The organism is Enterobacter cloacae complex sp. GF14B, from assembly GCF_004136805.1.
Lineage (GTDB): Bacteria > Pseudomonadota > Gammaproteobacteria > Enterobacterales > Enterobacteriaceae > Enterobacter > Enterobacter hormaechei_C.
In genome coordinates, this window is record NZ_QFRV01000021.1 from 1 (window position 1) to 13,238 (window position 13,238).

Genomic DNA, 13,238 nt, shown 5'->3' on the forward strand with positions numbered 1-13,238 from the left:
CTATGGCCCTGGTACGAGCGCTGAACAAAATGACGAAAGCAGGTATGCCTGAAAGCGTGCGTATTGCCTGAAAACACAACCCGCTACGGGGGAGACTTACCCGAAATCTGATTTATTCAACAAAGCCCAGGTGCATCCAAAATTTCAAAAGAAAAGTCCATTTCCTCTGTGGTGCCAGTGCTAGAAAAAGTATCGGATGAAAATCAAACCGCCTCCATAAGCATAAAATCTAAAGCTAAGGCAAACAAGCGACTAGCGACTTTGGCAAGATAGGTGAGAGACAGTACAATCGACTTCTGAGTTCAACTTGTCTTACCAGGAAAGCCAGCATACTTGCTGGCCTTTTTTTTGTTATAATAAACTCAGGCTTCAGCTGAATCTGTAAAATTACTGTTAATGAAACGGTATTTTAGGTTAATTTGGATGCTGTTACAGGAAGTGCGGATTTTTCCTAAATTTGTAAAAAACCTAAGAATTATCTTAATAAATCTGGTACTTAATTATTATTTTACGTAAAAAGTCTTTGTGGTTTAATGGTTATGTAAGGATTTTTTGATACCCTTATACCCGATGGACCTAAGGTCACTGACAACGATGTTCATGTAGAATCTTCGTTTCTGTAATCCCTTTTGTCCTTGTCCCAAATGATTGATTATTATAATAAAGGCTGATCGAATGCTATCTCGCAACTCACTAATACATGGTTTACGCCGAGACCAGTTAATCGGAGTTCTGACTATTTCAGAGTTTCCGGTAGTTATGGTAGAAAGCCACTTCATTCAGTCTGAGGTTATGGGAATAAAACCCGTAATTTTTAATATTGATGAGCTTCTTGTTTCTATATCCCCAATTTCCTCTCTTAAGTTCGATTGGGAGTGGGCCCCAGTTGATACAATACTCATTGAAGTTATCATTCCACCTGTAGAGTCAGACCTTGTAAGTGCAGAAAATGACTTCCTCCGTGATTCTGGTATTGGCCATATCCAGTGCGAGCCTGGCGGAGCATCAATACGACGTACAGTTACCTTCGTTGGTGGAATAACCGCTGATAACTTACTGTATCAGTTGAGGCTTATGTGCGTAAGCGCGTTAAAACTTTTAGGAGAGGAACTGGGGGATGAAGTCTAAGATTAGATATGTTTTATCTGGTTTTGTTGTGTTATGTGCATTTGCTGGAGTTTATAAAATCCTAAACAATGTTCCGGTTAAACCTGACCTTTTGGACTTCACTGGAAACACATTTAAAAAGACATCACTCTTCCTGCCATGTGATAAAAGCTCGCCTTCTTTAAACATTAAAATTGCTGATAACGAGAAAATCGTGATCAACGGCATCGCTTCAAAAGTAACTTTTGTTGAAAAGGCTGACCCCGTCAAAAGCCCTGGTTTTTGTGATGATCTTGATCTAAACAATTCTCGCCTTGTACATACGGCATCTTACAGCCTGGTGATTTCTGAAACCAAAACAGGATTTACACTATCAAATTTCAAGCATCTTGCCGATGATGAATCATTAGGCGGTATGTGGTTTTATCAAAAGTGACTTTTTATATGGCAACTTCAGACTTCGCTCTTAAAAACCATAATGTTAAAGCATTTGGTCAGGATGCAGCCCTTGTCATTGAGATGAACAATGAAGATGTTAGCTCATCAAAACCTTCACCTTTTTCAAATGAGATTGATAATTATTATCTTACATTGCACGTCGCTCCAAGGAACGCAAAAAAAGATTATGACTGGGGCTCAAACCGTTCTGTACTTCTAAAATTGTCGACGAATGAAGTTATGCAGATGGCATCTGTATTTCTTAGAATCATGCATACTTTAAAGATTGATAAGAGGAAAACCTCACATCATGGCCACGTCGTATACAAAAATATAAGCGTTACCCCAAACGAGAGGGGCGGTTTGTTGTTATCCGCAGGGATAGTTCCAGTCGATAAAGATGGCTTAAAACCCTTCATGCACATGGTCCCTGTCTCACAAATGGATTGCGTTAAAATTGGCCTCTACATACTTGGATATCTTGCTCAAAAAACGCCCTGGGTAAGCTCCGAGTCTATAATTACCGCGCTTCGCTTATCTGAAGCCAAGAATTCAAAATAGCGCATTAACATACGGAATATACGGAAAAATACAGGTTTTTTTAAATGTTATACGAACGGATATTTCTGTTTTTCATCGTAAAGTGAGTTTAATTTTGCTCAGAAAAACAGGTATTCGTCATGAGAAAATCAGGTTTAGGTTTAGCCCTGTTGTTTTCTTTAATTGCTCCGATTAAAGCGGTCTATGCTGAAGCGATTATGATTTCAGGAAAGCTACAGGCTGATTTGCCAGCCGTATCCTTTGACCCGGGGCCGGGCGACTTTGTTGCATACGTTAATTCTAACACTATCACTGCCTCAGGTGCAGGCACAGCCTGTAATGTAACGGTTGATGATCGAGCGACTTCCTCTGTTGATAACCTCGTTTGTTTTTTTGAGTGGTTACCCAATACCTTGGGATTAACTTCTAACGGCTTCACTCTTTCAGGCGTTCCCAACACCACCGGTGATTTAAAACTACCTTACAAGATTTCTTACTTCTCTGGTTCTGAACGGAAAAAAGTTGAAATAGTAAAAGGTGAATATTCAATCAAAAGTGTGGCACCGGTAAAACCAACTATCACCGGTCTTAAATCATCCCTGAACGGATTAGTCTATGACGGCTTTTCTTTCAAATCGTATTTAAAGGATGAAGCGATCAAAGATATCGCTGTTTCTGTTGAACCCCGCAATTATATTCAATACATCTCAATAGGTTCAGGCTCCGCCTGTGAAGTACCTATTGGCGGAACTTCCTGTACCATTGAAGTTGGAAGCATTAAGGCCAGTGATACAGATGAACTTTTGGGTTCACGTGATATCACAATTACAGCAAACTCTAAGAATAATTATTTCGCACCTCCTGAATCCAAAAAGCTTGTTGTTAACTGGGATTATCGGCCTCCTGTAGTAGACCATACACTTTGGAATTTTACCGATGAGGCTAAAACAATCAAAGTAGGTGGCCAGGACATCTATACCGGAGCCAAAACCGTTGCTGTGGCCGTTAAGGTACCCCAGCAAGAAACAGAAGGTGAATGGTGGCTCCCAACAGCTATGTCGCTCACTATGACTCCGGATGGCGTGTTTAAGCCGACGACTAAAGTGACTTTAGATGATGGCACTGAGATTGATTTCAAACAGTCCTGGGCAACCCCTTTACGTAGAACTTTACAGCCGGTAAGTGGACCTCAAAAAGTCGGTGATGAGTACCTCTATATCTTTGACTTAACGGATCTTATAAACGGGTCCTACGCAGCGACTTTTACAGTAGAAAATACGAGCAAAAACTCTTCTACGTACACTGAGCCTGAAAGCAAACTGATGCTGTCTGATAACCCAACGCTTATGGTTCTCAAAGATGGGCAGGTATTAACTAAACGAGCACCCGTATACTTCCTGAACGAGATTATCGTTGCAGCTTTCCAGGGGCAGGCTGGGGTTGCTGACATAAAATCAGTAACAATAGACAACAAAGTAGTTTCGTTAACACCTACAAATTATAAAGGTATTTACTACCTGCCGGTTGGAGACGATTTAGCAGTTAATTCGGATCACGAGATTACTGTGGTGGCTGAAAACCTTTATGGAAAAAATGTAAATTTCAGTACCGTGTTCACTTATCAACCTACTGGATTCACTCTTAAGAATCTGGAAAAAAACGTAACTCTTTACTCGCGCGTACGTCAGTATACGGACCTGCTTAGTCAAACAGCTGGTGATAAATGCACTCTGTTTACCACAGAGGAAAATGCGAATGCTTACCTCGCCTGGTATGGGGAAAAATCAGATGTTACAGCATGCTACCCTCAGTGGAACAATGTCCCTGATGGGTTGGAGTTCTATTTTAAAGGACGTACCCCGGGTCTAACTGGATTCTTTAATAAAACAGGTGAGAATCTGCTCGACTATCAAGTCTATATGATTAACGGGAAGGGCTCTAAAGCGGTTTCCGCAAGGAATCGCCGTACTCTGACCACACAATTACCATACAACCCGATCATCTCTTACAAAAAGAATAAAGTCATAGCAGGCATCAATCCGAACACTGCTCTGGCTTATACGACCGGGGGGGAGGCCGCTCGAATATTAGCGAAGGTGGTACCAGCTGACGTTACGATGATCGTCTCTCAAAACGGCTCTGAGGCTGTCAAAACGTCATTTAAAAATCGTTCCTCAAACAACGATGCAACGACCTTTGTACAAAGGGTCAAGGTTGCTGCTGCACCATTGTGGACAAAGAACGTCTTTGACATAGCTGTAGAATACTCAAAGGATCCAGAATTAAGAACTACAGACACCCTCAACGTATATACGGTGCCTGATTTCAATATTCGAGCATCGATGGAAGTGGATGACAAAAAAACAGCCACATCTCTTGAAGTGCCCTTAAAGGTAACAGTGGGGCGTTATAACAACTCCACACGTAAAAGTGCATTTGACCGTAAAACAATGGGAGAATGGGACGTCACGATATACTCTCAAAAAAGTGTATACGGCAAAGATCCAGAAACAGGCCGTTATAAAACTACATACGAAAGAACTGCGCTGACTGAAGCATTGCCGGTCAATGATGCGGGCATTGTCGAAACCAAGATTAAAATTGAAAATATGGATCTGGGTAATATGCGTCTGGTTGGTGTGGCTAAGGTCAGATCGCCATTCTCTGATTTTGAAATGAAACGTGAGACCAGTGCTGTAGGCATTCGAATCTATAAAGGTGAGGAACTGGAGGGTAACCTGTCGAAAAGCCTTATTATCGGAAGGATCCCACTTAGTACTCTGGTAAGCTTCAAATCTGCCAGTACGGCTAACTCTGATGCACTCGCCCCCACCGAATGGCAGCAGTCCTCTGATAATGGTCAAACCTGGACCATGCTTTCCGACATGACCGGAAAGAGAAGTGTAAGTATCAAAAAGACAGAAGTAGGAAAGTGGCTTTATAGGGCAAAAATGACTAATAAATTCACATCCAAGATTTCCTACACAGATGCCTTAACGGTAGTTACCTACAAGCAGCCTAAGCTCAGTATAGATGTTACAGACATTCTTCAGGGCTCAGATATACCTGTAACCCTGCTTGATAACGATGAACCTATACCAGCAGGCACCGCTGAGGTTCTCTGGTCAGAGGATAAAGTCAACTGGGTGCAGGGAGATACAACTTACACTGTGGCTTCAGCTGATACCCTACCGTCTACGATTTATGCCCGGATGCGTTACCTTGATTCCGATGAACTGGCAGAGGAGTCTTCATGGAAGGAAACGTCTGCTCGGTTGGCAGCCGCAAAACCCAAGCGCCTTTCTGTCTCGGTAACGGGGGTTTCAAAGGTAGAGGTTGGTCAAAAAGTTACTTTGGAAGGTAAGTTCACGAACCCTAACAGTAAGTACCAGAATGGTAATAACGTAGTTGAAGAATGGAAAACACCGGATGGCCAGACATTTAAGGGCTCTTCACTGTCTGTTACCCTTACTGAGCAAATGTTGGATAAACAGGGATATGCTGCTTTTGAATACAGTGCATGGTTAGCGGACAATAAGGAGAATACGGTTTCTACCCGTAGAGTTTCTGTCAAATCGTGGGTTTATAAATTTCCCGAGATGAAAATAAGCTCCAAACTTAAATACGACATGGCACCGACCACCCTACGCGTTGCGTTGAGCGGTATTAAGGATGGAGACTATCCTGGTGTTACTTATTCCCGTGAATGGATCTACGACAAAGAGAATCTGGTAATCACTAAAGATGAAGGTGACACCAAAGAATTTACAATTGAAAATCCTGGCAAATATACATTGATGGTTGTTTTCAAAGATAACCGAAACAATGAACAGCGTATCGAAAATACCTTTGTTGTCGATGAACAAACGCCAATGAACGTTGAGATGACACCCAAGTTCTCTAACAAATATATGAGAGCTCCACTCGATGTAACCTTAAGGTCAAACATCAAGCTATCTCATTCGGCGGACTCGATAGATACGGTCACATACAAGGTGAACGGTGAAGTAATACCCAGCGGCAAAAATTATTGGGCTCAACTGATCTCGGGTTTAAAAGAAAAGAAATACGAGATTACAATTGATGTTGTTAGTAAACTTGGACAGAGAGGTTCAGCATCTGTTGAGTTTGATGTCGTTAAAAACGCAGTGCCTAATTGTACATTGAGCTACACGGAAACCAACCTAAGCTGGAGCTTTACCAATAAATGTGATGATACTGATGGAAAAATGGTTAGATATGAATGGTTCATCAACGGCGAATTAAGGAACGTTTTCGGTAGTACGGCTACACTTTCTAAAAACCTTAACCGTGGTAAGCAGGACATAAAAGTAATTGCTTATGATGATAGTGGAGACTTTGCAACACAGCACGTGACAGTTTTCGGACCGGCTGAAGAGGCAAGTAAGTCTGAAAACACTGTATCAATACCAAGCAGTGAGTAGTTAATTTTTAAATATAAAGCCGGGACATTATGTCCCGGCTTTTTTATACCCAATAATTGGACCTTTGAAAAATTAATGTCGGAAAGTAACTTTGCTCCAAAGGCATCTTTCATGGCCGCTAACAAAGCTGCGTATACATGCTGAGGAATTAACATTCTTATAGGTGAATATTAGGTTAGTTTGCAGACTTCCGAGCGTTGAAAAACATGGATAATAGTTACTTGGATAGAGGTGCATCTGCCTAGTAAAAATATTCTTCAGTGCCAGTGAGAAAAATATGAGCGACTACATACCTAAAAAGAGAGGGCTGCTTATACTGGATTGGTATGTCCCCCTTAATATTTTATTGCTGATTCTCGTTATGTGTGTCTTTTTCACCCGTTATACATTTGGATACGGTTTATTGAATGGGTGCCTGCCTGCTGATTTTTATATGATTGATCATTCGGATAAAAGTATTAAAACTGGTGAACTCATAGCATTTAACATGCCGAAATCGGTACGTTTTATCCCAGAAAATGAACGAGTCATAAAAATTGTTGCCGGTGTGGGCGGTGACAAACTTAAAGTAACAATGGATGGGGTTTATAACGGGGACAAATTTTTTGAAGCTAATGCACGTCGTATTTCGAAGAAATACAATATTCCGTCCATTTTGATTGAAAAAGAATTGATAATTCCTGAAGGCGAAGTTTTCCTAATTGGGCAAACCGATCACTCATGGGATTCCCGTTTTTGGGGAACAGTAAAGCTGAATTCAGTAATTGGGAAAACATATGCGATCTTTTAATGTAAATAAAAAATATTTACCAATACTTCCTGGACTTGCGTTATGTGCAGTTTTAAGTAATACAAATGCAAGCACTGAGTATCAACATGATGCTGACCTAATCGCTCAGCAAGCAAAAGGGCTTGGGGCACAGGCTAAAGGTGCACAGCAGCCAGATGGGGCTCTTAGCCTTGATGCTACGCTAAAATCACCAGATGTGCAGAAGTACATAGCGCAAGCTGAAGCACTCCAAAAAAACCAGGACCTGAGCAAGCAAATAAACCGTGGTTACGTCCCCGGTATGAATGCGGATAGTGTTCAAGCAGTTATAGACCATACCCAGGCTATCAGGGCCCAAAGTAATAACTCTGAAGCTGTCAACGATATAATTAGAAGACGTGATGAAATTCAAGAAAACGCCAGCCTTAATGAAGCGGCTCTGAAAGCTGCGGAAAATAAGCCGGAAGTCATGCGAGGACAATCTAAAAATATCGAAAAATTGTTTGGTTCCTCGGGCATCACAGCTGCTGACTTCGAAAGAAAAATGGATAGCACACGTGAAGAAGCACTATCAACTGAAAATGGAATAACGATCTTTGCTTCATTTAGCTTGCCGGATTATGTACTGGAAGACCTTCTACGTACGGCCTCAGAGCATAAAGCTCGTGTAGTTTTCAATGGTCTAAAGAAAGGAACTACTCGGCTACCAGAGACACAGGCAGCAATAAACCAAATGATTGTCAAAGGAAAATTTGAATCTCCTTTGATTACAATTGATCCTGATAGCTTCAGTCAGTATCAAGTAACTCAAGTACCGACAATTATTTCTAGGGAGCAAGCTCGTTTTGCAAAAATGGTAGGCTCCTTCAACGTTGAGTTTTTTCAGCGAGAACTTGCTAAAAAACCCGATCAGGATATTTTCCCGGTTGCTGGTACCACTTATCCCGTTGAAGAAAAGAGCATCATTAAAGAACTGGAAGAACGTGCACAAAAATATGACTGGGAAGGTGCAAAAAAAAGGGCCGTTTCTGACACATGGAAAAATCAATGGATGGTCGACCTCCCTCCTGCCCAGGAACACAAAGAATTTTTAATTGACCCTACAGTGAGGGTCACTCAGGACGTAAAAGATAAGCAGGGCCGTGTAATAGCTTCCGCCGGTGAGTTGATTAATCCACTTTCGAGATTTCCTCAAAACCTGACGATGATAATTTTCGATCCACTCAATCCGGGCCAGCTGGTATGGGCTGAGCAGCAGTATCGACAACGTCTGGGTAGTGGAAAAGTAATGCCAATGTTTACCCGTATCCAAAAAGATAATGGATGGGATCACCTAAATGATTTACGTGAAAAATTTAACGGTAAGGTGTTTAAAGTTAACGAACAGATCATCTCACGCTTTCAGATTAAAAACACACCTGCGCTTATAACTACTGACCAAGATAAATTCCGGATCACCCTGTTTAGCGAGGCAGAAGTCCGTGGTATCGGAGCCCCAAATCTTTCAGAGGAAAAATAAGATGAAACTCGGATTTATTATAGGCGCTCTCTTTGCAACATGGCTGACGCTAAATTATCCGGACCAGATGAGAAGTTATTTTACCAAAGCCGTCGACTATATCGAAAGTGTTGCAACATTTATTACATCCAAGTGAGCATGATGGTGAAAAAATTCAAAAAGTTACTTTTAGAGTTCATTGTAGCAGTTATGCTTTCGCTTTCTATACCGGGTATGGCTATGGCAGCAGATGCTGGAGTCCCTGGGGCTATGTGTCAGTCAGCTGGAGTGTGGCAGGGCTTGATTAAGAATATCTGTTGGAGCTGCATTTTTCCCATGAGGATAATGGGCATAGGGGCAGCTCCAGAAGGCGCTGCTCCTTCACGTCCGGGTTGCTACTGCACAGATCAGAACGGCGTACCGGAAATAGGTTGGCAATTGAGCTTCTTTCAGCCGGTGAAGATTGTTGAAGTTGTAAAGAGCCCCTGGTGCAGCCCCTTTCTTGAAGGCACGATGCTTCAAAAATCGCAGTTTGATATTGGTAAAAGCAACACAAATCAGCCAATGACAGCAACTGAAGCCGGATTTTACGATGTTCATCTTTGGGAGTTCCCAATCATGACAATGCTCAAATTACTGATTATTGGCGAGTGCACTGCTGAACCCTATATAGATGCCAGCCTGACCTATATAAGCGAAGTGGACCCTATGTGGGAAAGTGATCTGCTTACACTCGTCCTGAATCCAGAGGCAGTAGTTTTTGCAAACCCAATTGCCTCAATGGTGTGCGCTGCTGACTGTGTAGCAGTAACAGCAGGAAAGGATAATCTCGCTGCATACTTTTGTGCCGGATGCGATGGCAACCTTTATCCATTAACCGGCCACATTTACGCAAATGATGACGCTGTAAGGACGAGTTCACTGATAACCCAGCGTCTTCTGACTAAACTACATCGCCAGGGAATGCTGATGCGAACGATGGGAGCAGACGCAATGTGTGAGAAAACGTGGGAATACTTTACACCTCGTTCCCAGTATCGGCTTTCAATGCTTTTCCCAACTCCTGAGGCGAAAGGGCCGGATTGCTGTCATCGTCTTGGTGATTCGGTACATGACTGGTCAACCCTTAAAGGTGGGCGCAAAAAAATAGGCAATGATAATTATGTCTATATGTTGTGGCGTTACAATGACTGTTGCGTCAGATATATACCAGGCGCTTGATTTCTAAGGGTAAAAATAATGAAACTTAGAAAAACGATAGCTTCAACTATTATTGCATCAATGATTGCCAATACTATGAGTTGGGCTTTTTATATCTCTCTCATAAATATGGTAATGACTCCTCGTATTTATGCGGCAGACGCTATATTTGACCAGCTCGAAAGTAACTTTAATCTTGCTAATCCTAACGCAAATCGCAATGCGACAACCAGTGCTCAGGACATTGTTGAGAAGTACAAGAATGCGGATTCAGGCGAGAATGTCAGTGGGAAGATCACCGAGAAATACGTGGGTAAAGCCGAATCCGCTAATCTTAATCTCGGAAAGTATGGGGCAGGGAACTCAAATGAAAGTGTCATGAAAAATGCCGCATCCGATGGAAAGTCCATTGGTAGCGCCGTACAACTGCCGAGTATGTCTGGAGGGACAATCAATTCAAACTATACCAAGGAAGGGGCAAAGCTGCTCTCTCGGGATGCTAATGGCAACATTGGTATAAGCAGTAATCCCAATACTACTCCTGGAACCAAAACAAATACCGGAGAGATTTTCAGCTCAGAGCAAAAGCACAGCGATATTAAGTTCAATGCCGCAGATCGTTATGGGGATGAGGATGGCTTTGTAAACGATATAAAGAATCGGAAAAGCCAGTTATTTGATGCTCAAAGTTATGATGGCGTTGCCTACCGCACCCTCGTAAATGCTAACAAGGACAACCCGGCATCATCTATAAAGCCTAACGATCCCATGTTTACTGCGGGGAGAAATGAGATAACAAATGCTGTTGCTGGTACTGGAAACTGGCTTCAGAACTGTAATGTTGAGACCTCTAAAAAAACAGTAACCACACACTATCCTGATTACAAAGAGTTCTACTGTAACTCGCCTAAGCAAGATAACTTCAGCAGCTGCACGATAACCCGTGATTTTTCAGTCCCTGTTTACATTTCAGGCGGAAACGGAGACATGTCGATGTGCGGCGATAATTGTGTGCGTATATGGTTTGGTCGCCGTGATGACAACTACTGGAGTGACGGGGTATATGATAACGAACTGACATTAAAATTCCATCCGGATGCAAAATTGGCCTCAGCAAAGATTGTTAACGCGGAGTGGGATGACCACATGCGGGTAACACTTGATGGCACGCAGATTTTTGCTCACATAGATGGTGCATATCGAGAAAGTGACTATCCGGCTCCTAAGGGATCTTGGGAGTTAAAAAAATCGTGGAAACTCGACAAGGTTTACGATGTGACTGATAAGGTCAGAAAATCGGTGTATGAGGAGCCTGATCGAGAAGTGACAATGGCATCCAGAGTATGGGTTGGTGGGAAGGGTGAAGGGTATTTTGAGGTTGAGCTGACTTTTGAAAATATGAAGCTCGAAGATAAGCACGTCCAGGAACCAGCTGGTTGTTACGATGCTGTACAAGCTCCGAATACATTCTGCCGTTTCGATCGGTTTAAAGATATGGATGTTGGCACAAAACGGCTTCCGGAAAGCGTGCTTTCATTGGCAAAGCCTCTGTATGAAGGTGATAAAGGATTTCTTACCTGGAAGACAAACCTTGAAGGCTACTTTTGTGATCCATTGGCCAAAGACAAAATTTGCTCTTATGACGCTAGTGGAAAAATTATGAAAGACGCTAATGGAAAGGACCTCTGTTACAACTATGAAGAAATAAAGAGTATGCCTGATGCATGTAGTGCTTATAAAAATGATGCAGCATGTGTACTCGATAAACAAACATGTGCAGAGGGTTGGTTCGATGAGGGCACTAACAGTTGCTACATGTATGAACAGAAATACACCTGTGACAGAGGGAAGGATGTAGTTCGGGAGGTTGAATCTTCTACAAATGCCTGTGTTGGCATGATCCCATGTTCAGGTGGAACATGCGAAACTGGGCCAAAGGAAGAGAACAACGATTTTGGAAAAGTTGCGGCTTATTCAAACATGGTTCAGTACATGCAGGGCGAAGCCAAATGCGAAGACCCTAACGATGCCAATTCATGTTCCGTCTTTGAAGGAAAACCTGAATGGTGTGGTCGTTCAGTAGGCTTTGTAAATGGCCTGGCAAAGACGGACTGCTGCGAAGCACCACAGGGAACCGCAGGAGCACTTGAAGGTATCATGCTTGCCGGATCTATGATCAGAAACACAAACTGGACCAGAGTTAATGCTCAGCTAATAAAATGGACCGGCGGTGATACAGGTACATGGGCTTCTATGTCTAATGCGGTCGGAGAGTGGACTGCATCAGCTGGTAAAACAGTAGGGCAAATGTGGAACAACGTCACGAGCTCCTTAACGAGCGTATATGAAAACGTCGCTGGTAATCTAAGCAGGGCAGTTGGGTCTTCCGCAACTTCTGGAGGGGCAGGAGGTGCTGGCCAGTTGGCACAGGAAACAATGTCCAGCTTCGGTATAGGTCAGCTTAAGCAGATGGCAATGAAGAAAGCCTACGAATTGCTACCAGATACAGTTCGTGACTTTGTCTTTAAGAACGTTGCTACTACCGGAGGAGAGGTTGTCTTCTCGGCTGCGGTTCAAAACTTTATGCTTGCATTAAACGTGATCGGTTGGATTTATACAGCCTATCAGGTCACTAAAATGCTTTTAGAAATGTTGGTAGCATGCGACCAGAAAGAGATGGAAGCTTCTATTCATAAGAATCAAAAATCCTGTTTTACATTAGATACGGAACGATGCGTCAAATATCTGAATGTTGGTTTCACAAAGAAATGCGTTAAAAAAGCAACAGACATGTGCTGTTATAATTCCATGTTGTCACGCGTTATTATGCAACAAGCTTATCCGCAATTAGGAATAGACCCTGTCGCCTCTAATTGCGTGGGGCTATCAATAAAGCAAATACAGCAACTGGATTTCGATAAAATTGATCTGACGGAGTGGATTAATGATGCAGTTCAGGTAGGAGAAGTTCCTGATCAATATTCAAAATTCTCCGAAGAATCAATTGTGGAAAACTTACCATTCCAGAATGAGAACTATCAACTTCCATCAGAACGTACCAAGGAAGCAATGGGCGGTGAAGAAAATATGATAAAGGCCAGACAAGAAAATGCTCAGGCTATAAAAGAGGAAAATGTAGATTGTAGCTATTTACCTCGACCGGCCATATGTGAGGTAGGTTCAACTACGCTGGATCCGGTTACGGGCAAGCAGTTGCCGAAATATTGAAGAAGGGGCCGTT

Annotated in this window: 9 protein-coding genes; all 9 read left to right on the forward strand. The window is 42.5% G+C overall.

Going from position 1 to position 13,238, the window contains the following annotated elements:
• A partial coding sequence (locus DD606_RS26425; protein WP_223349232.1) for a hypothetical protein occupies positions 1 to 71 on the forward strand: 71 nt, incomplete at its 5' end.
• Between the two features lie 604 nt (positions 72 to 675).
• Complete coding sequence (hdtA, locus tag DD606_RS09475) at positions 676 to 1,128, forward strand: H transfer determinant A (protein WP_000952689.1); 453 nt, start codon at positions 676 to 678, stop codon at positions 1,126 to 1,128.
• Positions 1,118 to 1,543 (forward strand): hypothetical protein, encoded by a 426-nt coding sequence (locus DD606_RS09480; protein ID WP_000836981.1) that lies wholly within the window; start codon positions 1,118 to 1,120, stop codon positions 1,541 to 1,543. Before hdtA ends, DD606_RS09480 begins: the two co-directional genes overlap by 11 nt.
• Positions 1,544 to 1,551: 8 nt before the next feature.
• Positions 1,552 to 2,106: a plasmid transfer protein gene (locus tag DD606_RS09485; protein WP_000235773.1), complete on the forward strand. Its 555-nt coding sequence runs from the start codon at positions 1,552 to 1,554 to the stop codon at positions 2,104 to 2,106.
• Between the two features lie 119 nt (positions 2,107 to 2,225).
• Positions 2,226 to 6,530: an IncHI-type conjugal transfer protein RSP gene (gene rsp / locus DD606_RS09490; protein ID WP_001232109.1), complete on the forward strand. Its 4,305-nt coding sequence runs from the start codon at positions 2,226 to 2,228 to the stop codon at positions 6,528 to 6,530.
• Between the two features lie 277 nt (positions 6,531 to 6,807).
• Entirely contained in the window at positions 6,808 to 7,320 is a 513-nt protein-coding gene (gene trhF, locus DD606_RS09495; protein WP_001286760.1) for an IncHI-type conjugal transfer protein TrhF, read from the forward strand.
• A complete protein-coding gene (locus DD606_RS09500; protein ID WP_058685157.1) occupies positions 7,307 to 8,818 on the forward strand; it encodes a TrbC family F-type conjugative pilus assembly protein in 1,512 nt (503 codons plus the stop codon). Before trhF ends, DD606_RS09500 begins: the two co-directional genes overlap by 14 nt.
• Before the next feature lie 144 nt (positions 8,819 to 8,962).
• A complete protein-coding gene (trhU, locus tag DD606_RS09505) occupies positions 8,963 to 10,018 on the forward strand; it encodes an IncHI-type conjugal transfer protein TrhU (protein ID WP_181231580.1) in 1,056 nt (351 codons plus the stop codon).
• 18 nt (positions 10,019 to 10,036) lie between these two features.
• Entirely contained in the window at positions 10,037 to 13,225 is a 3,189-nt protein-coding gene (trhN, locus tag DD606_RS09510; protein ID WP_000776701.1) for an IncHI-type conjugal transfer protein TrhN, read from the forward strand.
• Positions 13,226 to 13,238: the final 13 nt, after the last annotated feature.

Bases quoted from the DNA above. Each gene is read 5' to 3' on its own strand.
- hdtA (WP_000952689.1), top strand. From the start codon at position 676: ATGCTATCTCGCAACTCACTAATACATGGTTTACGCCGAGACCAGTTA.
- DD606_RS09480 (WP_000836981.1), top strand. From the start codon at position 1,118: ATGAAGTCTAAGATTAGATATGTTTTATCTGGTTTTGTTGTGTTATGT.
- DD606_RS09485 (WP_000235773.1), top strand. From the start codon at position 1,552: ATGGCAACTTCAGACTTCGCTCTTAAAAACCATAATGTTAAAGCATTT.
- rsp (WP_001232109.1), top strand. From the start codon at position 2,226: ATGAGAAAATCAGGTTTAGGTTTAGCCCTGTTGTTTTCTTTAATTGCT.
- trhF (WP_001286760.1), top strand. From the start codon at position 6,808: ATGAGCGACTACATACCTAAAAAGAGAGGGCTGCTTATACTGGATTGG.
- DD606_RS09500 (WP_058685157.1), top strand. From the start codon at position 7,307: ATGCGATCTTTTAATGTAAATAAAAAATATTTACCAATACTTCCTGGA.
- trhN (WP_000776701.1), top strand. From the start codon at position 10,037: ATGAAACTTAGAAAAACGATAGCTTCAACTATTATTGCATCAATGATT.